The 20,308-nt window shown below is 63.6% G+C and carries 24 protein-coding genes; 8 read left to right on the top strand and 16 right to left on the bottom strand.

The features are described from left to right. The 4 genes from BM083_RS21445 to BM083_RS21430 all read left to right on the top strand — a co-directional run. Positions 1–86: integrase core domain-containing protein (locus BM083_RS21445; protein ID WP_143085791.1), on the top strand; the 86-nt coding region annotated here is incomplete at its 5' end. A 225-nt stretch (positions 87–311) separates the two neighbouring features. Then, positions 312–884 carry a DUF7344 domain-containing protein gene (locus BM083_RS21440; protein WP_089872482.1) on the top strand — a complete coding sequence of 191 codons (573 nt, stop codon included), beginning with the start codon at positions 312–314 and terminating at the stop codon, positions 882–884. A 328-nt stretch (positions 885–1,212) separates the two neighbouring features. Next, a complete protein-coding gene (locus BM083_RS21435; protein ID WP_089872481.1) occupies positions 1,213–2,454 on the top strand; it encodes a mandelate racemase/muconate lactonizing enzyme family protein in 1,242 nt (413 codons plus the stop codon). Positions 2,455–2,693: 239 nt separating this feature from the next. Then, positions 2,694–3,650: an acetamidase/formamidase family protein gene (locus BM083_RS21430; RefSeq protein ID WP_089872479.1), complete on the top strand. Its 957-nt coding sequence runs from the start codon at positions 2,694–2,696 to the stop codon at positions 3,648–3,650. 27 nt (positions 3,651–3,677) lie between these two features. Here BM083_RS21430 and BM083_RS21425 read toward each other — a convergent pair whose 3' ends face one another. Both BM083_RS21425 and BM083_RS21420 read right to left on the bottom strand, forming a co-directional pair. Beyond that, complete coding sequence (locus BM083_RS21425; protein WP_089872477.1) at positions 3,678–4,196, bottom strand: MOSC domain-containing protein; 519 nt, start codon at positions 4,194–4,196, stop codon at positions 3,678–3,680. A gap of 44 nt (positions 4,197–4,240) precedes the next feature. Next, positions 4,241–4,876 carry a ferritin family protein gene (locus BM083_RS21420; RefSeq protein ID WP_089872502.1) on the bottom strand — a complete coding sequence of 212 codons (636 nt, stop codon included), beginning with the start codon at positions 4,874–4,876 and terminating at the stop codon, positions 4,241–4,243. An 88-nt stretch (positions 4,877–4,964) separates the two neighbouring features. Here BM083_RS21420 and BM083_RS21415 point away from each other — a divergent pair, with 88 nt between their 5' ends. Together BM083_RS21415 and BM083_RS21410 are read left to right on the top strand one after the other, a co-directional pair. Beyond that, positions 4,965–6,143: an MBL fold metallo-hydrolase gene (locus BM083_RS21415; RefSeq protein ID WP_089872475.1), complete on the top strand. Its 1,179-nt coding sequence runs from the start codon at positions 4,965–4,967 to the stop codon at positions 6,141–6,143. Between the two features lie 99 nt (positions 6,144–6,242). Next, positions 6,243–7,085 carry an AAC(3) family N-acetyltransferase gene (locus BM083_RS21410; protein WP_245756966.1) on the top strand — a complete coding sequence of 281 codons (843 nt, stop codon included), beginning with the start codon at positions 6,243–6,245 and terminating at the stop codon, positions 7,083–7,085. 49 nt (positions 7,086–7,134) lie between these two features. On the opposite strand, the gene BM083_RS21405 is transcribed toward BM083_RS21410, so the two are convergent. Then, complete coding sequence (locus BM083_RS21405) at positions 7,135–7,467, bottom strand: 2Fe-2S iron-sulfur cluster-binding protein (RefSeq protein WP_009365677.1); 333 nt, start codon at positions 7,465–7,467, stop codon at positions 7,135–7,137. Between the two features lie 111 nt (positions 7,468–7,578). On the opposite strand from BM083_RS21405, the gene BM083_RS21400 reads away from it, so the two are divergent. Then, positions 7,579–8,040 (top strand): DUF5799 family protein, encoded by a 462-nt coding sequence (locus tag BM083_RS21400; RefSeq protein WP_089872473.1) that lies wholly within the window; start codon positions 7,579–7,581, stop codon positions 8,038–8,040. A 3-nt stretch (positions 8,041–8,043) separates the two neighbouring features. On the opposite strand, the gene BM083_RS23605 is transcribed toward BM083_RS21400, so the two are convergent. From BM083_RS23605 to BM083_RS21350, 11 genes are all read right to left on the bottom strand, one after another. After that, positions 8,044–8,193, bottom strand: coding sequence for a DUF7557 family protein (locus tag BM083_RS23605; RefSeq protein ID WP_009365675.1), 150 nt, complete (start codon positions 8,191–8,193; stop codon positions 8,044–8,046). 103 nt (positions 8,194–8,296) lie between these two features. Continuing rightward, on the bottom strand, positions 8,297–8,593 hold the full coding sequence (locus BM083_RS21395) for an HPr family phosphocarrier protein (protein WP_089872471.1): 297 nt from the start codon (positions 8,591–8,593) through the stop codon (positions 8,297–8,299). 134 nt (positions 8,594–8,727) lie between these two features. Then, the gene (locus BM083_RS21390; RefSeq protein ID WP_089872470.1) at positions 8,728–9,957 is read right to left on the bottom strand and encodes a hypothetical protein; all 1,230 of its coding nucleotides are present in this window, start codon (positions 9,955–9,957) and stop codon (positions 8,728–8,730) included. A gap of 94 nt (positions 9,958–10,051) precedes the next feature. Beyond that, positions 10,052–11,032, bottom strand: a complete 981-nt coding sequence (gene leuB, locus BM083_RS21385) for a 3-isopropylmalate dehydrogenase (protein ID WP_089872468.1) — start codon at positions 11,030–11,032, stop codon at positions 10,052–10,054. Next, complete coding sequence (leuD, locus tag BM083_RS21380; RefSeq protein ID WP_089872466.1) at positions 11,025–11,645, bottom strand: 3-isopropylmalate dehydratase small subunit; 621 nt, start codon at positions 11,643–11,645, stop codon at positions 11,025–11,027. Before leuD ends, leuB begins: the two co-directional genes overlap by 8 nt. A gap of 55 nt (positions 11,646–11,700) precedes the next feature. Further along, complete coding sequence (gene leuC, locus BM083_RS21375; protein ID WP_089872463.1) at positions 11,701–13,122, bottom strand: 3-isopropylmalate dehydratase large subunit; 1,422 nt, start codon at positions 13,120–13,122, stop codon at positions 11,701–11,703. Beyond that, positions 13,115–13,384, bottom strand: coding sequence for a DUF7989 family protein (locus BM083_RS21370; RefSeq protein WP_089872461.1), 270 nt, complete (start codon positions 13,382–13,384; stop codon positions 13,115–13,117). The genes leuC and BM083_RS21370 overlap by 8 nt, the downstream gene beginning before the upstream one ends. Further along, positions 13,381–14,427 carry a ketol-acid reductoisomerase gene (ilvC, locus tag BM083_RS21365; RefSeq protein ID WP_009365667.1) on the bottom strand — a complete coding sequence of 349 codons (1,047 nt, stop codon included), beginning with the start codon at positions 14,425–14,427 and terminating at the stop codon, positions 13,381–13,383. Before ilvC ends, BM083_RS21370 begins: the two co-directional genes overlap by 4 nt. Continuing rightward, positions 14,420–15,088, bottom strand: coding sequence for an acetolactate synthase small subunit (gene ilvN, locus BM083_RS21360; protein ID WP_089872459.1), 669 nt, complete (start codon positions 15,086–15,088; stop codon positions 14,420–14,422). The genes ilvC and ilvN overlap by 8 nt, the downstream gene beginning before the upstream one ends. Then, positions 15,085–16,845, bottom strand: a complete 1,761-nt coding sequence (ilvB, locus tag BM083_RS21355; protein ID WP_089872458.1) for a biosynthetic-type acetolactate synthase large subunit — start codon at positions 16,843–16,845, stop codon at positions 15,085–15,087. The genes ilvN and ilvB overlap by 4 nt, the downstream gene beginning before the upstream one ends. Before the next feature lie 312 nt (positions 16,846–17,157). Further along, complete coding sequence (locus BM083_RS21350; RefSeq protein WP_237718824.1) at positions 17,158–18,411, bottom strand: LeuA family protein; 1,254 nt, start codon at positions 18,409–18,411, stop codon at positions 17,158–17,160. 300 nt (positions 18,412–18,711) lie between these two features. Between BM083_RS21350 and BM083_RS21345 the strand changes: the two genes are divergently transcribed. Continuing rightward, positions 18,712–19,005, top strand: coding sequence for a DUF5779 family protein (locus BM083_RS21345; RefSeq protein WP_009365662.1), 294 nt, complete (start codon positions 18,712–18,714; stop codon positions 19,003–19,005). On the opposite strand, the gene BM083_RS21340 is transcribed toward BM083_RS21345, so the two are convergent. Further along, positions 19,002–19,487 carry a cupin domain-containing protein gene (locus BM083_RS21340; protein ID WP_245756965.1) on the bottom strand — a complete coding sequence of 162 codons (486 nt, stop codon included), beginning with the start codon at positions 19,485–19,487 and terminating at the stop codon, positions 19,002–19,004. The genes BM083_RS21345 and BM083_RS21340 overlap by 4 nt on opposite strands. Positions 19,488–19,498: 11 nt before the next feature. Next, positions 19,499–20,224, bottom strand: a complete 726-nt coding sequence (locus tag BM083_RS21335; protein WP_089872454.1) for a VOC family protein — start codon at positions 20,222–20,224, stop codon at positions 19,499–19,501. Positions 20,225–20,308: the final 84 nt, after the last annotated feature.

The following is a 20,308-nucleotide window of genomic DNA, read 5'->3' as shown; positions in this document are numbered from 1 at the left end:
GGCTTGCAGTGTTCGTTCATTACTATAATTTTCAGCGACCGCATCAATCGCTCGGTGGTCGAACGCCAGCTCAGGAGGTTAACTAGACAGTGCCACACCCCCATTATCATAAGCAGACAGACATTATCGTAGGTTGAGACTGAGAATCGGTAAGGTACGGCAGAGAACACTCAGGAACGGCAAGATCGGTGGTAAGGACCGCCTACGGACGTCGCAGATACGATATGAGCGGGCTGCTCAGATAGTATTGATGAACAGAATGTCTGTATCGCCGAAAGTATAATATGAGTGAGTGACATGACTACTGGTACATGGCTGAAGGGGAGACGGTCGCTCAGACAGAGACGGGTGGTGTCGAGACGGGAGAGGTGTTCCAGACACTGAGTAATCAGCGTCGGCGCTTCGTCGTTCACGCACTCGAACAGGAACAGGGTGCGTTGGAGCTACGAACTCTCTCGACACAGGTTGCGGCGTGGGAGAACGACAAAGAACCAGCGGCCGTCAACTCTCAGGAACGTCGGCGTGTCTACAACTCACTCCAGCAGGTCCATCTACCCCAGATGGACGACGACGGCCTCGTCGAGTACGACAAACGCTCGGGGACTATCGAACCGACCGCCGACATCGCGGACTTACAGCTCTATCTCGAAGTCGTTCGCGGCAACGACATCCCGTGGAGCACGTACTACCTGCTCTTGGGGTTCTTCTCGATGGTGTTCGCCGGAGCGGCCACCAGCGGCGTCGCACCGTTCGCTTCTCTGCCCGTGCTCGTCGCGGCACTCATACCGGGCGTCTTGCTCACGATATCCGGTCTCGCCCACACGTACGTGAGCCGAAAACGGCAACTCGGGCGTGACGGGCCGCCGCCGGAACTGAGTTCGTGAGCGTCGTGAGTCGTTCGATGACGACTACCGCAACCCTCCAGTTCGGCGTGCGCGTCGTCGAAGGAGTCCGTTACTCGCATCGGTGGTCGAGTACGGACAGACAGGACTCGTCGGGATGAGACTCGCCGCACTCTCGGTCCGTATCCGTGTGTGTCTCCTCGATGGCGACGATGCCGACTAAGCGTCGTGCGACTTCCGTCAATACTATCACCGTTCGGGGAATCGTTTCTTACAGCCTACAACACGCGTCTTCTCTGGTGATAACCGCCCGAACCGCACGACTCTCCGTTCTCCAAAGTTTTACTTGCTATCGAGTAAACCACCACGTATGAGCCGCAACTACGCAGAACTCCACGACCCGAACGCGGAGTACACGATGCGAGAGCTCTCCTCGGAGACGATGGGCGTCTCGGCCAAGCGCGGTGGGGGCCGCGACGTCGAGATTACGGATATCCAGACGACGATGATCGACGGGAACTTCCCGTGGACGCTCGTTCGAATCTACACAGACGCGGGCGTCGTCGGCACCGGTGAAGCCTACTGGGGTGCCGGCGTGCCGGAACTCATCGAGCGGATGAAGCCGTTCCTCATCGGCGAGAACCCGCTGGACATCGACCGGATGTTCGAGCATCTCGTCCAGAAGATGTCCGGTGAGGGCTCCGTTCAGGGTGTCACCGTCACCGCCATCTCCGGTATCGAAATCGCCCTGCACGACCTGGCAGGGAAGATTCTCGACGTTCCCGCCTACCAACTGCTCGGTGGCAAGTACCGCGACCAGGTACGCGTCTACTGTGACTGCCACACCGCCGACGAGGCCGACCCGCAGGCCTGTGCCGACGAGGCAGAGCGTGTCGTCGAGGAACTCGGCTACGACGCCCTGAAGTTCGACCTCGACGTTCCCTCGGGTCACGAGAAGGACCGCGCGAACCGCCACCTTCGTAACTCGGAGATTCGACACAAGGCCGAAATCGTCGAAGCCGTCACCGAGCGCGTGAAGGACAAGGCCGACGTCGCCTTCGACTGTCACTGGACGTTCTCGGCAGGCAGCGCGAAGCGTCTCGCCGCCGCCATCGCCGACTACGACGTCTGGTGGCTCGAAGACCCCGTCCCGCCGGAGAACCACGACGTCCAGCGTGAGGTCACGGAGTCGTGCCCGACGACGCCCATCACGGCAGGCGAGAACGTTTACCGGAAGCACGGTCACCGTCGTCTCCTCGAAGAGCAGGCCGTCGACATCATCGCACCCGACATGCCGAAAGTCGGTGGGATGCGCGAGACGCGAAAGATTGCGGACATGGCCGACACCTACTACGTGCCGGTCGCCATGCACAACGTCTCCTCGCCCGTCGCGACGATGGCGAGCGCCCACGTTGCCACGGCTATCCCGAACTCGCTGGCCGTCGAGTACCACTCCTACCAACTCGGCTGGTGGGAGGACCTGGTCGAAGAGGACGTCATCGAGGACGGCTACATCGAGATTCCGGAGAATCCCGGTCTCGGCGTCACCCTCGACATGGACGTCGTCGAAGAGAAGATGATCGACGGCGAGACGTTGTTTGACGAGGCGTAAGCCGAGGTCAAACCTGCTGAGCTTTGCTCTGTGTTGTTCGACGAGGAGTGAAACGACTCGTCGGGCCAGCAGCACGGAGTGCTGCGCTGTTCGACGAGGCGTAAGCCGACGTCGAACCAGCAATACTTTTTCAGAACTCGTCCATTTCCGTAGTGACGCGGCTATCCATCGAAGCCACCGAGGTGCAGACTTCCGCCACCTGTGTCTTTTTGCTCCGTCACGTCGTGCGTTGCTAGCGCATGTCACAATCGTACACCGTCGACTACGACCTGAGCGACGACGACGAGAACGTCCACAACGTCTGGGACAACAGCCTCGACCCACTCGTGACGGTCGAACCCGGCGACGTCGTCCGGTTCGAGTGTCGCGATGCGCTGGACGGACAGGTCGGTCCCGACTCCGGCGTCGAAGACCTCGCGAACGCGACGTTCGACCCGGTCCACCCGCTGACCGGCCCCGTCGCCGTCGAGGGCGCGGAACCGGGCGACGTTCTCGAAGTCGAACTGCTCGACTTCGAGCACAAGGGCTGGGGCTTCACCGGCTACATGCCCGGAGACATGGGACTCGGGCTTCTCCCGGAGGACTTCGAGGAGGCGGGACTGCACATTTGGGACCTCGACGACGACGTCGGGCACTTCGTGAACGGTATCGAGGTTCCACTCGACATGTTCCCGGGAATCATCGGCGTCGCCCCCGGCGAGGACGGCGAACACGACACGCTGCCGCCACGAGACACCGGCGGCAACATGGACGTCAAACACATGACGAAGGGGTCGACGGTCTATCTCCCCGTCGAGGTCGAGGGGGCGCTGTTCTCGACGGCCGACTGCCACGCCGCGCAGGGCGACGGCGAAGTCTGCGTCACCGGCATCGAAGCCCCGATGTTCGTCACCGCCCGCTTCGACGTCCGCAAGGACATGGATATCGAGCAACCGCAACTGAAGACCACGGGACCGTTCACGCCGACGGGGCAAGACGAACCGATGTACGCGACGACCGGCATCGCACCCGACCTGATGGAGGCGACGAAGAAGGCGGTCCGGCACATGATCGACCACCTCGAAGCGGAACGCGGGCTAACTCGCGGCGAGGCCTACATCCTCTGCTCGGCGGCGGTCGACCTGAAGGTCAGCGAAGTCGTCGACGCGCCGAACTGGATCGTGACGGCGTACGTCCCTGACAGTATCTTCCCGTAGGTTTCCGCGAGCGGTGATGCCTTTCGCTCACTCCCCGCGCAGTCTGTCGACGATTGACCGACCCACGTCTCGCGGCGACGCTTCGACGACTTCGATATCGTCGCCGACGCGAATCGTCCCTTCTGTCACGACGTCCGCACAGATTCCACCGCGTCGCTGTGCCAACGCCCGCGTGACGTGCTCTTCGTCGGCGACTTCCTCGACGTGAGCGCAGGGGGGCCGTGGTCGAGTGCCGCGGAACTCCACGTCGCCGACGCGGAACGTCGTCTTCAAGAGGTCGTAGAGGTCGACACCGCGCGTGACGACGTTGCGGCGGTGCCGTCCATCGGACAGATCGATGTCGAACTCGTCGCGGATGTCGTCGATAGCTTCGGCTTCGATGAACGTCACTTCGCAGACGTCGAACGGTGAGTAGTAGCCTCGCCCGGTCAGATAACGGTCGCCCGAGAGACCGCCCTCGACGGCCTCGACGGCGTCCAGTTCCTCCATCGGTGCGGAGTCTTCCAGTGCGATGAAGACCGTCTCGACGCGTCCAGTTTGGGTCATGTAGTTCGTAGGGCGGGAACGGAGAAAGTGGTTCGTGTCGCAGACTAACAGACCGGCTTCGGGTCCAATCCCATCCCTCTGAGCGAGTCCGCGTAGTCGTCGTAGGCGAGTTGAATCACGTACTCTGCGACCATCTGGGCACGTTGCCAGTCCTCGTCGTCTGCACAAACGTCGTCGAGCAGTTCCAGTCCGAGGTCTATCTCCTCTTGGGTCTCGCGTTTGAGGTCTCGAAAGAGGTTCGCACGCGTCTCGTCGGCCTCGTTGACGAAGAAGCTGACAATCTGGGTGTGCGAGCGGACGCTGACGAGTCCGCGGCCGACGAGTCCGGCGGCGAGTCGCTCCACCGTGTCGTCGCGTCCGCGGAGATAGCTGTGCATCGCGCCGCCGTCGACCGGGTCGAAGTCGGTGTCGTCCATCTCGCTGACCACCCGCTCGTAGTGTTCGTCTTCTTGCGCCGCAACGTGTTCGAACGCTTCGCGGACTTCGTCGTTCGTCTCGCTCTCGGCCCACTCGTGGAACGTGTTGCGAGCGGCGTTCTCGCTGTTAGCGGCGACGCGAAGGACCACCGGCACCTCCAGGTCGGCGTCGGTCAGCGCGACGAGGAGGTTGTTCGAGGCGAGTCGGGAGAGCGGTGTCGCCTTCGACTGTTCTACGGCGTCGAGGAAGCTATCGGCGTCCATGGAGAGAGTCAGGTGGCCGACGGGTTTCAACGTTCGCGCGGCGTCACGCTCGGTTCGGATTTTTACTCGGCGGCGACGTAGCACATCTATGACCGACTCTTCAGAGACACCGAATGCCGACGACTCGGTGCCGTCGCTCTCGCCGAGCGCTCTCCGCGAACGTCTCCGCGCCGGTGACGCACTCACCCTCCTCGACGTGCGGAACCGAGACGAGTTCGAGGCGTGGCACATCGACGGCGAGAACGTCGACGCCACACAGATTCCGCACGCGAAATTCATGGCTGCGAAGGTCAAGGGGACCACCGCCGACCTCGTCGCGGACCTCGACGAACCGGTTCTCGTCGTCTGCGGCGAAGGGAAGGCAAGCGCCTTCGTCGCCGAGACGCTCCTCGACGCGGGCGTCGAAGCGATGAATCTCGAAGGCGGCATGGAAGGCTGGGCCCGCGTCTACGACTCTGTCGAACTCCCCCACGAAGATGCGACGATTCTCCAGTACCAGCGCCCCTCCAGCGGCTGTCTCGCCTACCTCGTCGTCGCCGGCGACGAAGCCATCGTCATCGACCCGCTTCGCGCGTTCACCGACCGGTACGTCGCAGACGCGAACCAGCGAGGGGCCGAACTCGTCGCCGCCGTCGACACACACGTCCACGCCGACCACGTCTCCGGCGTCCGCGACGTTGCCTCCGAGACCGACTGTGAGCGAGTGCTGCCCGAAGGCGCAGTGGACCGCGGCCTCGCGTTCGACGCTCGGACTGTCGCCGATGGCGAGACGGTCGCCGTTGGCAGCGTCGAACTGACCGCGTTGGCGACGCCGGGACACACGACGGAGATGACGTCGTTCCGACTCGGCGACCTCCTCTTCTCGGGAGACACGGTCTTCCTCGACAGTGTCGCACGGCCGGACCTCGAAGTCGGCGACGCGGGCGCGAGAGAGATGGCACAGACACTCTTCGCGACGATTCACGACAGACTGCTCGACCTACCCCCGGAGACGCGGATTGCACCGGGGCACTTCGGCGAGTCGGCGACGCCCGACGACAGCGGTGGCTACATCGCGACACTCGCGGACCTCCGGACACGACTCGACGCGCTCTCGATGGGCGAAGACGACTTCGTGGAGTATTCGGTGGCGAACATGCCGCCGCAACCGGCCAACTACGAGACGATTGTCGAGACGAATCTCGGTCGACACGACGCGGACGACGAAGAGGCGTTCACGCTCGAACTCGGGCCGAACAACTGCGCCGTCTCGGGGACAGTGGAGTGAGTCGAGCGCCGTAGGTGACTGCCCGCCTCCTCGTCAGTATCGTGTGAACTACTCACACACCGCCGAGACACTGAAATCACCACCCGCTGAAGCCTGGGTATGACCGACGACTCGGACGGTGGCGACGAACGCGAGGGACACCGTCGACTCATGAAGATGGTCGACGAACCGGTGACGACGGACACTCTCGTCTCTGACCTCCAGACCCTCGGCGTCGAGCGCGGCGAGACCCTCCTCGTCCACTCCTCGCTCTCCTCGTTGGGATGGGTCAGCGGCGGCGCTCCCGCCGTCGTCGACGCGTTGCTCGAAGCCGTCGGCGAGAGCGGGGCGCTCGTCACGCCGACACACACCTCGCAGTGTTCGGACCCGGGCGAGTGGGAGAACCCACCGGTCCCCAGCGAGTGGGTCGAGACCCTGCGGGAGACGATGACCCCGTACCGCCCCGAAATCACGCCGACGTGGATGATGGGCGCGGTTCCCGAGTGCTTCCGCGACTATCCCGAGACGCGGCGCTCGAATCATCCGACGTACTCCTTCGCGGCGCAGGGACCGATGGCTGTCGACGTGGTCGAAGACCATCCCATCGAAGGCTCTCTCGGTGAGGACTCCCCACTCGGGCGGCTGTACGACCTCGACGCGCGGGTCCTCCTGCTCGGCACCGGCCACGAGACGAACACCTCGCTCCATCTCGCCGAGTACCGCGCCGACTACTCGAAGGAGTACCGGACGAAGGGTGCCCCGGCCCTCGTCGACGGTGAGCGACGCTGGCTGGAGTACGACGACCTCGTAATCGACGCGGACGACTTCGCCGAAATCGGCGAGGCGTTCGAGACGGAAGAAGAACTAGTCGACGGTGAAGTCGGGGCTGCGACTGCGAAACTGGTCGACCAGCGGTCACTCGTCGACTTCGGTGTCGAGTGGATGGCAGAGAACCGGCAGTAGCACAGCGTCGAGAGCCGACGGAACGGCGCTCTTACGGTCTCGCGTGGACTCAGTCGTCGTCGGCCGCGGCGGCGTCGGTGGTGGCTTCGACGTCGTTCTCGATGCTCGGCGGGTACTTCCCGCGGTCGAGTTTCAGGTCCGACTGCGGGCGAGCCATGCAGGTGAGCGCGTAGGCTTCACGTTCCTCGTCGGTGAACCCACGGGCGGCGGGTTGGGTGACTTCACCCTCGATAATTTCGGCGGAACACGCCAGACACATCCCGACGCGACAGGAGTACTCCTGTGCGATGCCTTCCTCGATACAGGCCTTCAGGATGGTCTGTTTGTCCGACACCTGAATCGTCTCACCCGTACCGACGAACTCGACGGTGTACTCGGTCATACCCCGGCGTACGGAAGACCCGGGCAAAACTCTTTATGCGCGATTCTGTCGCTATCAGGGGGTCGGAAACTCAACACAACCCTGATAGACCCGCTCGTCCAAAGACCGGGCATGGCAAATTGGACCGACAGCATCGTCGGCGACCGGATGACGGTCGACCGCGAGTTCAACGACCGGGTACAGGCCTCGCGGTTCTCCGGACAGGAGTGGGGTCTCATCATGACGGCGACGGAGTTCGAAATCGAGCACGCAGACGACGAAGAACGGGCGCGAATCGTCGCCGACACGGAGAAGCTCCCACAGATCATGCCCGAACTGAAGAACATCCGCTCGCAGATGGGTGCGATGGGCGGCGCGGCGGGTGGGTCGAACGACGGTTCCGACAGCTCTGGCGGCGGCGTGTTCGGGTCGCTGAAGCGTGCGTTCGGACTCGGGTCAGGCGGTGGCGCTGGTGGGAGCGACGAGGAGTTGGAGGCGGCCGAGCAACTCACCCAGGAGTACGCAGACGCGCTCCAACAGCATCTCGAAGCGAAAGGAAAGTGGAATCAGGTCCGAATCGCGTACCAAGAGTAGCTGTTAGATTTCGTCGCCCGAGTGAAAGAGCGTCATCTCGTTGGCCTCGTAGATGTTGATGAGTTCGGTGATCAACTCGTCGTACTCTTCGTCTTCTTCTCGGAGGTTGTCGAGGCGAGCGAGCGTCTCGTCGTCTAAGTGGACTTGCGGCATACTCATCTGTTGGTGTGCGAGAGCCTTAACCCCACGCCTCTCGGTGCCGTGTGGCACGCGTGTCGGAGACGCAGGTTTCTCCGCTCGACCCTCACCGCTCCGTTCAGGCCTCGCCGAGTTCGGTCTCCGGCGTCGTCAAGACGGCTTCGAGTGCGTCGAGTGCGGCGGCCGCGTCTGGACCCTCGGCAGTGAGTCGAACCTGCTCGCCGTCGCGAACACCCAAACTGTTGATTGCGATCATACTGTCGGCGTCGACGACGTCGTCAGAGTCGGTGCGCGAGATTCTGACGTCCGCCTCGAACCGTTTTGCAGTCTCGATGAACACGTCGGCAGGGCGAGCGTGGATACCTGCTTCTGTCGAGACGGTCACGATGCGTTCGTTTCCACTTCCGTCGCTCATCGGTGCACCTCCGCCACGGCGTCGTCGTGAAGGTGTCGGAGACTACCGCACGACGTAACGTCCTCGCGAACCATGTGTGTCACGTACTCTCGAAGCCAGACTACGTAAGTCGTCTGGTCCACTCACCGCAACAGTCAGACTTGCGAGACTGTTGCGGAGGCAGTCCGGTACCCGTCGGGGACGACACCGAGGTCCCAGCCACGACCCGTCGTCTCGACGTAGTAGTACCGTCGGCCCCTGTATTCGTAGTACGCACCGGGGAGTCCCTCGCCGTAGACGCCGACGGCCATGTGCCCCGGAAAGAGGAGGAGCACGGTGTCGTACTCGAACGACGACGACTGGAGCAGTGACGCCAGCATCACGGCCGTATCCTCGCAGTCGCCGCCGCCGTCGACCAGCGTCTCGACGACGTGCTTCGTGTAGTCGTCGTAGCCCGTACTCACGTCGTCGGGGACGTACGGAAGGTTCTGGACGAAGTCGATGAGGAAGTCGACCTTCGCACGCCGCGTGTGGAAGCCGTTGGCTTCCGCCTCGGCGTTGAGAATCGCGCCGAACGCGTCGGCCGTCCCGTCGGCCAGCGCGTCGGTGACGTACTGGCTCCGACGCTTTCGCTCGGCGTACTTCTCGCGGACGTACGCCGACTTGTAGGCGACGAACGACACCGTCCACGCCCGTCCGCTCGTCTGTCCCTCGAAGTGGAGACGGTACACTCCTTCGGCGGCGGTACGGCGATAGCCCGGTTTCGACAACGTGTCGCGGGCCGTCTCGTGGTCGACACGCGCGAGTCGGCCGTTGACGGCGACGAACGGGTCGCTCTCGCACAACTTCTCACCGTCGCCGGCCTGCATCGTCTGGAAGTCGCGGTCCGCCCGAACCAGATACGCCTCGAAGAAGAGTGGCCGAACCGGAACACGGTCGACCGCGAGGGGAACCGTCACTCGCTGGTCGCGTTCTGTCACGTCGGAGCGGACGTCGCTCCGGCCGACGGCGATGCGCTCGGCCGGTCGGGTCGCAGTCGGATACGTCGAGAGAGCGACCCACACGCGCGCGTCGCCCGCGAACTCGTACCCTTGGCGTCGGGCGTAGGTCTCGATGGTCGCCGCCTGCAACGAGTAGCGGTCGAAGTGGTCGGTTACACCCGCCAAAGCGTCGGTCCGGACGGTGAGTTCGTTCGTCGGTGCCGGTACCGACTCGTGTTCGCCGACGACGGCGTCGACTGCCGACCGGAGTGCGACCTCCGTGTCTTCGTCGGTGCCGTCTCCGGTGGACCGGTCGTGACCGACGACGGCGCCGAGACAGCCAGTGAGTGCGCCGAACCCAGCGGTCGCCGCGCCTGCGAGCATCGTTCGCCGACTGACGGTCATCACCGACTGTACGGCAGGGGTGAAAATAAATATCGCTGTCAGGTGTGTCGACGAGAGACACACCCGACGAGCACCGGGTGTAGTGGGTCGGCGGTTACTCCAATCGGGAGACGACCGCTTCGGTCACGTCCTCGGTGGAGGCGTCGCCGCCGAGGTCCGCCGTGCGCGGCCCGTCTTCGAGGACGCTCTCGACTGCTGTGCGAACGTCCGCTGCCTCGTCTTCGTAGCCGAGATAGTCGAGCAGCATCGCCGCCGACAGAATCGTCGCCGACGGGTTGGCGATTCCTTCGCCAGCGATGTCCGGTGCGGTCCCGTGGACCGGTTCGAACAGGCCTCGCTCGGGACCGAGGTTGGCCGACGGAAGCAGTCCGAGACCGCCGACGAGTCCGGCCGCGAGGTCCGAGAGGACGTCGCCCGCGAGGTTCGGACAGACGACGACGTCGAACTGCGTCGGGTCCAGACAGACCTTCGTCGCGAACGCGTCCATCAGCACCTCTTCGGTCTCGACGCCGTTCTCCTCGGCAACCGAGACGACAGCGTCGCGGAACCGACCGTCCGTCTCGCGCATGACGTTTGCCTTGTGAGCGATTTGGAACGACGTATTGTCCACGTAGTCACAGGCGAACTCGGCGAGTCGCTCGGAGGCCGAGGTGGTGACGACGCGCGTCAGCGTCGAGAGGTCGTCCGAGAGGCGGTCCTCGTGCCCCGAGTAGACGCCTTCGGTGTTCTCCCGGAGGAAGACGAGGTCCGTCTCCGGGCGGAGTGCGTCGACGCCGGGGTAGGCCTTCGCTGGCCGAACGTTGACGAACGAGTCGACCGCGGTGCGGAGTGGCAAGATGACGTCGGCCGCCGTCTCGCCCGCCGCGCCGAACAGCGTCGCGTCCGCCTCGGCGACGAGGTCGTAGGTCTCCTGCGGGAGCGCCTCGCCCGTCTCCGCTTTCACCGCGTCGCCCGCGTCGGCCTCGACGTACTCGAAGTTGCCGACAGCGTCGAGCACTTTCTGTGCGGCCGGGACGACTTCCTGTCCGATACCGTCGCCGGGGATGACGACGATCTCTTCAGTTTCCTCACTCATCGAGGGTCACGTAGGGGAGCGACTGTGCTTTCTCGCGGACGGCCTGTGCGTTCGACTTCATCAGCGCGGTGGTGTCCCAGACGCCGTCGACGAGGGCGCGTCGTTGCGCGTCGTCGACGGTGACATCGACGGTCGTATCGCCGTAGGTGACCGTCTCGGCTTCGACGTCGACGTCGATTGTTCCATCCGGGTTCTCGTCGACCCACTCCTGTAGTGCAGTGACCGTCTCGCTGTCTGCGGTCACGGTCGGGATGCCGAGTGCAAGGCAGTTGCCCGCGAAGATTTCGGCGAACGACTCGCCGACGAGTGCGTCGATACCCCAGCGCATCAGCGCCTGCGGGGCGTGTTCGCGCGAGGAGCCACAACCGAAGTTGCTGTTGACGACCATCACCGAGGCGTCTTTGAACTGCTCCTCGTTCATCGGGTGGTCCTTCTGCGTGTCGTCGTCGTCGAACCGCTGGTCGAAGAACGCGAACTGTCCCAGACCGTCGAAGGTGACGACCTTCATGAACCGCGCCGGAATTATCTGGTCGGTGTCGATGTCGTTGCCGCGAATCGGGACACCGGTTCCAGAGACGTAGTCGACTGTGGGGATATCGTCGGTTCCGCTCATGCGACTACCTCCAGCGTTTCGCTCTGGCGTACTCGCATTCGCTGGCTGCGACAGCTCATGCGACGTTCACCTCCTTCATCTCGCGCACGTCAGTCACGTGGCCTTCGATGGCCGCGGCGACGACCATCCGCGGGTTCATCAAGATGGTGCGCCCGTCTTTCGACCCTTGCCGACCGATGAAGTTCCGGTTCGACGAGGACGCGCAGGCTTCGTCACCTTCGAGTTGGTCCTCGTTCATGCCGAGACACATCGAACAGCCAGCGTTGCGCCACGTGAAGCCAGCCTCCTCGAAGATGTCTTTCAGACCTTCTTCTTCGGCTTGCTTTTGGACGCGCTGGCTTCCGGGGACGACCATCGCTCGGACGCCGTCGGCGACTTGGCGACCCTTCACGAGTTTGGCCGCGCGCCGCAGGTCGGCGAGTCGCGCGTTGGTACACGAACCGAGGAAGGCGACGTCTATCTCGTAGCCCTCCATCGTCTCGCCGGGCGTGACGCGCATGTGTTCTTGCGCCCGCCGGGCGGTGTCCTGCTTGTCTGCGGGCAGGTCTTCGGGGGCCGGAATGGGTTGGGTGATGCCGACGCCCTGTCCGGGCGTGGTCCCCCACGTGACGACCGGTTCCAACTCGTCGCCGTCGATGGTGACGACGTCGTCGTACTCGGCGTCCTCGTCGGAGCGGATGGACTCCCAGTACGGCTTGAGTCTCTCGAACTTCTCCGGGTCGTCTACGAACTCGTCGGTCTCTGCGAGCCACTCGTAGGTCGTCTCGTCGGGGTTGATGTAGCCCGCACGAGCGCCGCCCTCGATGGACATGTTGCAGATGCTCATCCGGCCTTCCATGTCGAGGTTCTCGATGGCTTCGCCGGCGTACTCGTAGACGTAGCCGACGCCGCCGTCGGTTCCCAAGCGGCGGATGATTTCGAGGATGACGTCCTTCGCCTCGACGCCGTCACCGAGTTCGCCGGTGACCTCGATTTTGCGCACCTTCTGCTTCTCGAAGGCGATACAGCCAGTCGCGAGCACGTCGCGAATCTGGCTCGTCCCGATACCGAACGCCAGTGCGCCGAACGCACCGTGCGTCGAGGTGTGGCTGTCACCGCAGACGATGGTCTTTCCGGGTTGGGTGATGCCCTGCTCTGGCCCGATGACGTGGACGATACCCTGATTTCCCGAAGTGGGGTCCGAGAAGTTGATGCCCGCCTCGCGGACGTTCTCTTCTAACTCCTTCATCATCTCTTCGGCGGCGTCGTCGCCGTAGGGACGAGACTGGTCCGCCGTCGGAACGATGTGGTCCACCGTCGCGTGGGTGAGTTCGGGGTAGGCGACCTCCATGTCTCGCTCGCGGAGCATCCCGAACGCCTGCGGGCTCGTCACCTCGTGGATGAGGTGCAACCCGACGAACAGTTGGGTCTGCCCCGTCGGCAACTCCGTCACGGTGTGTTCGTCCCACACCTTGTCGTAGAGCGTGCCCTTACTCATCTACTTCGTCCTCCGCTACGGCGTCGTCTGGGGCGTCTTCTCCCCCACGCTCCCACACTTCGTTCGCACTCTCGCCGTGTGGCGGCGTGTGGTCGACGTCTTTCATCGCTTCCGGTTCGTCGTCTGTCTCTCGTGTCTCCGTCTCGCCGCCGTCGGCGACGGCGGGGCCACGCTGGTACACGGTACTGAACGTCTCGCCCGTGTAGGGGTTGGTGTGGCTCACGTCTTTCATCGGCTGTCGGTTTTCGTCTCGGTCGGTCATGCTTTCACTCCGGCTTTCTCGTCTTCTTCGCTCTCTTCGTCCTCGTCGGCCCACGCGAACAGACTGCGCAGGCGTGCGCCGACCTCCTCGATTTCGTGGTTCTTCTCGGCCTCGTAGAGTTGGTTGTACTGTGGGCGACCCGCCTGGTTCTCGACGATCCACTGGCGAGCGAAGGTGCCGTCCTGTACTTCCTTCAGCACTTCTTCCATGTTCTCGCGGGCGTGTTCGTCGACGATGCGCGGCCCGCGCGTCATGCCACCGTACTCGGCCGTGTCCGAGACGGAGTGGTACATCGCGCCGATGCCGCCCTCGTACATCAGGTCGACGATGAGCTTCATCTCGTTGAGACACTCGAAGTAGGCCATCTCCTCGCTGTAGCCGGCGTCGACGAGCGTCTCGTAGCCCTGTTTGATGAGTTCGGCGATGCCGCCACAGAGGACGGCCTGCTCGCCGAACAGGTCGGTTTCGGTCTCCTCGCGGAACGACGTCTCGACGACGCCAGCGCGGGTACAACCGAGTGCCTTCGCGTACGCGAGGGCTTCCTCCTTCGCGCTCCCGGTCGTATCCTGATAGACGGCGAGCAGCGCGGGCGTGCCCGAGTTCTCGACGTAGTTGCGACGGAGGATGTGCCCCGGCGTCTTCGGGGCGATCATCGTGACGTCGACGTCCTCCGGCGGTTCGATCTGGTTGTAGTGGATGTTGAACCCGTGAGCGAACTGGAGCGTGTTACCGGGTTCCAGTTCCTCCTCGATAGCCTCGAAGACGGCCGGTTGAACCGTGTCGGGGACGAGAACGCTCACGATGTCGGCTTCGGCGGCGGCGTCGTCGGGTGTGGCGACGCGGAGGCCGTCTTCTTCGGCCTGCTCCCGCGAAGAGGAGTCCTCGCGGAGGCCGACGACGACGTCGACACCGCTCTCGTGGAGGTTCTGGGCGTGTGCGTGGCCCTGGCTTCCGTAGCCGAGGACGGCTACCGTCTTGTCCGTGATGTGCGCTGCGTCTGCGTCGTCGTCGTAGTAGATCTCGGTGGTGAATTCGTCAGTCATCGTAGTTGAGTGTCTGATTGTCGTCGGTTGCTGTTGCGGACTCGCCGGGAGACTCTCCAGGCGTCGTCGGTGTGTCGCCGCGAGCGAGCGCGGTCTGGCCGGTTCGGGCGATTTCGATGATGCCGAACTGCCGGAACGCGTCGATGGCGTCGTCTATCTTCCGCTGGTCGCCGGTTATCTGAACCGTGATGGTTCGCGGACCGGCGTCGAGGGTCTGCCCCTCGTACATCTGCGTGATGGCGTGGACCTTGTCCGGTTCCTCGCCTCGGACCTTGAGTAAGACGAGTTCGGCCCGGACGGCGTTGGTCCCGAGTTCGCCCACCGCGATGGCGGGGGTGAGCTTCTTCAGTTGCTTCTTCGCTTGGTCGATTCCGGCGTCGGTCTCCTCGACCACGAGCGTGATGCGTGCGTGCCCGTCGACCGTCGTCGGGCCGACTGTCAGGCTCTCGATGTTGAACTGCCGGCGGCTGAACAGGCCGGACACCCGCGAGAGGACACCTGGCTCGTTCTCGACGAGCGCGGAGATGACCGCGGTTCTCGGGTGTTGTTCTGCCTCCGTATCCGGGTCGATACGCTCACCGTGGGAGTTTCGACGTCCCGTGGGGTGTGGTCGGTCGTCGGGGGTCGGACCCTGCAGTCCCTGCTGTTGTTGCTGTGTCATAGCTGCTCCTCCGAGAGGGCGAACTTTCCGTTTGCACCGCCCGATGGAACCATCGGGTAGACGTTCGCCGCCGGATCGATGTGGAAGTCGATGACCGACGGACCGTCGTAGGCGAGTGCCTCCTCGATGGCGTCGGCGACTTCGTCGTAGTCCTCGACGGCCCAGCCGCGTGCACCGAACGCCTCGGCCAGTTTGTCGAACTCGGGACACCAGTCGTAGCCGGCGGCCATCCGCCGACCTTCGAAGAAGGCGTCCTGCCACTGTCGGACCATCCCGATGTACTCGTTGTTCAGGACGGCGACGGTGATGTCGAGATTCTCGCGAACGGCGACAGAGAGCTCCTGCAGCGTCATCAGGAACGAGCCGTCGCCGTCGATACAGACGACCTCTTGGTCGTCGTCAGCGGCGAGGCGGGCACCGATGGCGGCGGGCAGTCCGTAGCCCATCGTTCCCAATCCGTGCGAGGAGACCCACGTTCGTGGATGTTTGAACCGCCAGTACTGGGCGGCCCACATCTGGTGTTGCCCCACGCCGGTCGTGACGATGGCGCGGTCCGAAGTGGCCTCGTCGAGCGCCTCGACGACGAACTGCGGTTTCAGCGGTTCGTCGTCCGGGGCGGCGTAGTCCATCGGGTACTCCGTCTTCCACGTCGTACACTGCTCGCGCCACTCGCGTGCGTCGGGCGCGCGGTCCATCTCCTCGGTCAACTGGTCGAGGACGGTTCCCGCGTCGCCGACGAGCGGGTAGTCGGCGTAGACGTTCTTCGATATCTCTGCGGGGTCGATGTCGACGTGAACGACCTCTGCCTCGGGGGCGAAGCTGTCGACGCCGCCGGTCAGTCGGTCGTCGAACCGACAGCCGACAGCGATGAGGAGGTCGGTGTGGGTGACGGCCATGTTGGCGTAGCCGGTGCCGTGCATGCCAGCCCACTCCAAGCAGAGTTCGTGGTCGTCGGGCATCGTCCCGATGGCGGGCATCGTCTCGACGACGGGGATGCCGTTGTCGATGGCGAACCCGCGCGCCACGTCCGTCGCGTCGGCTTTGATGACGCCGCCGCCGAAGAGCAAGAGCGGTTTCTCCGCGCGCTCGATGGCGCGGGCCGCCGCCTCGACGTCTTCGGTGTCGGCTTCGACGTGGTGGACGTGCGTGTCCGGCGTCTTCGCCGGACCGGGTTCGCGGGACGTGTCGCCCATCGTGATGTCCTTCGGGAGGTCGACGAGCGTCGGTCCGGGTCGGCCCGTCCCGGCCAGTGCGAACGCCTCACCAACGGTGTCGCCGACGGTGTCGGCGTCGCCCGCGAAGTAGTTGTGCTTCGTGATGGGCATGGTGACGCCCGTCGTGTCCGTCTCCTGGAAGGCGTCGGAGCCGACCATCCCGGAGGGGACCTGTCCCGTCAGCGCGAGCATCGCGTCGGAGTCCATGTTGGCGTCGGCGATACCGGTGACGAGGTTGGTCGCGCCGGGTCCCGACGTCGCAAAGCAGACACCAGGAGTGCCTTTGACGACGCCGTACGCGTCGGCGGCGTGGGCCGCACCCTGCTCGTGTGCCATCGTGATGTGATGAATCGACGAGTCGTAGAGTGCGTCGTAGACGGGCATGATGGCCCCGCCTTGCACGCCGAAGACGGTCTCGACACCCGCGTTTTCGAGTGCGCGGATGACGGACTGGGAACCGTTGGCGACGGGTGTAGTCTCGGTCGATTCGTCGGCTTCGTCTGTGTCTGAGTCGGCCTGTGTAGCAGGTTCGGGTTCGCTCATTGGATACCACCGTGTGGATGGGTTTGTGATTGGTTCACTGTGTGCGTGGCTTGGTGCTCTGGAGACGATGCAAGCGCCGGGTCAAAACGAGTGGTGTGAGGGGCTAGGCGGCCCCTACAATAATGAGCGACTGGACGGCAGCAGTGCTGGCGGTGGATGCGGACCCACGTGCCGTGACTGACTGCGTCATCGTACTCGGTCGATTCGCTCGGACGGGCATAATCTTTTCGCGGCGCGCAAGGGTTGCGCGAACCGCCCGGCGCGTTCGCTACCCGCTGGTCAGTGGGTGAAGCGGACGACGGCCGGGACATGTTACGCCCGGACCTCCTCCGTCTGGGTAACGCCCTCTTCGCGGGCGAACCGTTTGAGTTCGGTCATGGTGACGCGCTGTTTCTCTGCACCGTAATCTTTCACGCGGCGCGTGACCGCGCGAACTTCGTCGTCGGTGGGTTCGAAACCAGCGTCCTCCAACCGTTTGCGAACAGAGTGGGTCCCGGTGTGCTTGCCCAGCACGAACTCCCGCGTCGCACCGACCATCTCTGGCGTCATGACGCCCGGTTCGAAGGTGTCGGTGTTCTCCAGTACACCGGCCGCGTGGATGCCGCTCTCGTGAGAGAAGGCGTTGCGGCCGACGACCGGTTTGTTCGCGGGAATGGGGATGTCCGAGGCGGACTCGACGAGTCGAGCCAGTTCGGTGATGCGCGTGGTGTCGATGCCCGTATCGATGCCGTAGAGCGACTCTGCGGACATCACGACTTCCTCGTAGGCGGCGTTACCGGCGCGTTCACCGATACCGTTGACCGAGACCTGTGCCTGGTGCGCACCGGCCTCGAACCCGGCCAATGCGTTGGCACTGGCGAGGCCGAAGTCGTCGTGGGCGTGGACGTCTATCTGGGCGTCCGTGTGCTCGCGAACCGTCTTCACTAACTGGGCCATCCGCGTCGGCGTGCAGACGCCACACGTGTCGGGGATGTTGATCCAGTCGACACCGGCGTCGTCGACGGCTTCGATGATGTCGACGAGGAACGCCTGTTCGGTCCGCGTGGCGTCCATCGGTGAGAACATCACCTCGACGCCGGCCTCCTTGACGCGTTCGACGGAGGCGACGGCGCGTTCGACCGCTTCTTCGCGGCTCGCGTGCATCGAGTCCTGCAGCTGGACGTCGCTCGTGGAGACGAAGACGTGGACGAGGTCCACACCCGAGTCGAGTGCGGCCTCGACGTCTTTGTCGACGACACGGGCCAGTCCGCAGGTGGTCACGTCAGTCGACGCGGCGATGTCACTGACGGCTTGGAACTCCGCATCGGAGTTGACGGGGAACCCTGCCTCGATGACGTGGGTGCCCATCTCGTCCAGTACGGCGGCGATGTCGCGCTTCTCCTCGTAGCTGAAGGAGGTGCGTGGCGACTGCTCACCGTCGCGGAGCGTCGTATCGAAAATTCGTACTTCCTCTATTTCAGAAGTGTGTTCCAGTGTACCCTGGAAGAACTCGACCCGCCGGACTGGTATCCGACGTGTCCATGTTGTCGTTGGACATTGTACTCGATGCCACGGTGGGTCTACTATATAAACGTGTCTCTCCGACAGTTCGTGACACAGTGCGTATGATACCTGACACCACACCCGGTTCAGAGAATCGCAAGACGTAATCGACTATTAAGTCTCTTGTTGTCCTTATATAGCATAATACCACTTTGACGAGATACCGCACGAGAAGAACCGTGAAATAGTATAGTTTCAATCTGCTTTCCTTGAATTAACTCCATGGACTCTCACGCGCGCTGTCGGTTGGACGAGTGTGGACTCCCGCTCGACGAACGAGGCTGCGACCGAACGCTTTTCGTAGCCCCATACAACGGAGACGGTATGAGCGACTTCGACCTCGACCTTCGCGGCGCAGAGGGACAACTCGACGAGGACGAGATTCAAGGCGACGTCGTCCTCGGCGTCCTCGACGGCAGCACCGAACCGACCGTGTGGATTCGAAACGTGGAGAAAGGCAACGTCCTCGTCCTCGCGATCGAGGGCGACCTGAACACACTCGCCGCTGGCTTCGCACGCGAAGTGAAGGATATGGGTGGCGAACTGATGCACTTCCGGAAGTTCCTCGTCGTCGCTCCCGAGAACGTCGACATCGATACCGACCGACTCGAAAGCTAAGCGCGAAGCCGACCCGTCTCGGCACCGCATTGCGCACACGAGAGTACGTACACCGTCTCTTCACCCTCGGTGGCGACGTCGGACGTCCGGTCGGTCACCTCGCCGCAGGCGGGACACTCCTCTTCGATGGTCGCCCCGTCGGCTCCTTTCGGGGCACCGACGGCGACGACTTCTGCCGTCTCGTCGCCGACAGCGCGAGCGAGGTTGAGGTGGCCCGGCGGAACGAAAAAGGCCTCGCCCGCACCGACAGTATAGTCTCGTTCGGGCGTCTCGACGACGATTTGGCCAGTAACGACGTAGAACAGTTCTTCGTGTTCTGGATGGCGGTGATATCCCCACGGCAGTTGCTCGCCCGGCTCCGCCCGAAAGACGTTGAAGCCGAACTCGGTCGCACCGACCGCCTCGTCGACTTCTTTCTTCTCGCGGGTCGGGTTCGGTGCGTTGGGCAAGTCGTCGATAGCAACCTTTCGATAGTCGGTCATCTGGTGAACCGTCACCCCCGCGGGTCAAAGTCGTCCGCGTCGACGAACGTGATGTCGTGGCAATCAGGGTCGCGAACACGCAGACTCTGTGAGTCGTCTCTCGGGTCGACGACGACGGCCGTCTCGGTCGCCCACTCGTCGACTGCTTCGACCGCTTCCTCCGGGTCGTCGACGACGAGCGCCAAGTCGACGTGCACGCCCCCGCGTGCGTCCGCGAGTCCCAACTGTGGCTCCCACAGTTCGAGGTCGAACGGGCCGCGCAGCCGGACGCGGTGGCGTGCGTCGCCCCGGTCGACGACGTCGAACCCGAGTGCCGTGTAGAACTCTTCGGCTCGTCCGATGTCTTCGACTTCGAGGACGACTTCGAAGATACTGGTGAGACCGGTTCCGTCCCCATCGCCGTCGATACCGCCGATTTCGACGCAGTGGTCGTCGGGGTCGTCGACGTACAGCGACCGGTACGACCCGAACGTGTGTTCTTCGGGGTCGAGGTCGGAGAGGTCGGTCAGCCAGTCGTCGTACTCGCCGGCAGGAGTAGTGAACGCGAAGTGCGTGTGGAGTCCGCCTCGGGGGACGCCAGAAGGTCGGCGGAGGACCAGATAGGAGTCACCGATTTCGTAGGTGACGGCCGTCTCGAAGACCGAGACGGGGTCGAGTCCGAGACGACCCTCGTAGAACGAGCGTGCTCGGTCGGGATACTTCACTTCGAGGCCGAGTCGGCTGAGCGCGGTCAGCATACCAGCAGTAGGGTCTGGTCGAGGTAAAAAGACACGTGCGGGTGGACAAGACACGTGTGGGTAGACCATCCTACCCATACTGTG

This window comes from Halogranum rubrum (assembly GCF_900114455.1).
GTDB lineage: Archaea > Halobacteriota > Halobacteria > Halobacteriales > Haloferacaceae > Halogranum > Halogranum rubrum.
Note: the sequence above shows the minus strand (reverse complement) of the source record. Positions and strands in the feature narration are given on the sequence as shown.

What these genes read in the sequence shown, in the direction of transcription:
- BM083_RS21440 (WP_089872482.1), top strand. Translation starts at nt 312, where the DNA reads ATGGCTGAAGGGGAGACGGTCGCTCAGACAGAGACGGGTGGTGTCGAG.
- BM083_RS21435 (WP_089872481.1), top strand. Translation starts at nt 1,213, where the DNA reads ATGAGCCGCAACTACGCAGAACTCCACGACCCGAACGCGGAGTACACG.
- BM083_RS21430 (WP_089872479.1), top strand. Translation starts at nt 2,694, where the DNA reads ATGTCACAATCGTACACCGTCGACTACGACCTGAGCGACGACGACGAG.
- BM083_RS21425 (WP_089872477.1), bottom strand. Translation starts at nt 4,196, where the DNA reads ATGACCCAAACTGGACGCGTCGAGACGGTCTTCATCGCACTGGAAGAC.
- BM083_RS21420 (WP_089872502.1), bottom strand. Translation starts at nt 4,876, where the DNA reads ATGGACGCCGATAGCTTCCTCGACGCCGTAGAACAGTCGAAGGCGACA.
- BM083_RS21415 (WP_089872475.1), top strand. Translation starts at nt 4,965, where the DNA reads ATGACCGACTCTTCAGAGACACCGAATGCCGACGACTCGGTGCCGTCG.
- BM083_RS21410 (WP_245756966.1), top strand. Translation starts at nt 6,243, where the DNA reads ATGACCGACGACTCGGACGGTGGCGACGAACGCGAGGGACACCGTCGA.
- BM083_RS21405 (WP_009365677.1), bottom strand. Translation starts at nt 7,467, where the DNA reads ATGACCGAGTACACCGTCGAGTTCGTCGGTACGGGTGAGACGATTCAG.
- BM083_RS21400 (WP_089872473.1), top strand. Translation starts at nt 7,579, where the DNA reads ATGGCAAATTGGACCGACAGCATCGTCGGCGACCGGATGACGGTCGAC.
- BM083_RS23605 (WP_009365675.1), bottom strand. Translation starts at nt 8,193, where the DNA reads ATGCCGCAAGTCCACTTAGACGACGAGACGCTCGCTCGCCTCGACAAC.
- BM083_RS21395 (WP_089872471.1), bottom strand. Translation starts at nt 8,593, where the DNA reads ATGAGCGACGGAAGTGGAAACGAACGCATCGTGACCGTCTCGACAGAA.
- BM083_RS21390 (WP_089872470.1), bottom strand. Translation starts at nt 9,957, where the DNA reads ATGACCGTCAGTCGGCGAACGATGCTCGCAGGCGCGGCGACCGCTGGG.
- leuB (WP_089872468.1), bottom strand. Translation starts at nt 11,032, where the DNA reads ATGAGTGAGGAAACTGAAGAGATCGTCGTCATCCCCGGCGACGGTATC.
- leuD (WP_089872466.1), bottom strand. Translation starts at nt 11,645, where the DNA reads ATGAGCGGAACCGACGATATCCCCACAGTCGACTACGTCTCTGGAACC.
- leuC (WP_089872463.1), bottom strand. Translation starts at nt 13,122, where the DNA reads ATGAGTAAGGGCACGCTCTACGACAAGGTGTGGGACGAACACACCGTG.
- BM083_RS21370 (WP_089872461.1), bottom strand. Translation starts at nt 13,384, where the DNA reads ATGACCGACCGAGACGAAAACCGACAGCCGATGAAAGACGTGAGCCAC.
- ilvC (WP_009365667.1), bottom strand. Translation starts at nt 14,427, where the DNA reads ATGACTGACGAATTCACCACCGAGATCTACTACGACGACGACGCAGAC.
- ilvN (WP_089872459.1), bottom strand. Translation starts at nt 15,088, where the DNA reads ATGACACAGCAACAACAGCAGGGACTGCAGGGTCCGACCCCCGACGAC.
- ilvB (WP_089872458.1), bottom strand. Translation starts at nt 16,845, where the DNA reads ATGAGCGAACCCGAACCTGCTACACAGGCCGACTCAGACACAGACGAA.
- BM083_RS21345 (WP_009365662.1), top strand. Translation starts at nt 18,712, where the DNA reads ATGAGCGACTTCGACCTCGACCTTCGCGGCGCAGAGGGACAACTCGAC.
- BM083_RS21340 (WP_245756965.1), bottom strand. Translation starts at nt 19,487, where the DNA reads ATGACCGACTATCGAAAGGTTGCTATCGACGACTTGCCCAACGCACCG.
- BM083_RS21335 (WP_089872454.1), bottom strand. Translation starts at nt 20,224, where the DNA reads ATGCTGACCGCGCTCAGCCGACTCGGCCTCGAAGTGAAGTATCCCGAC.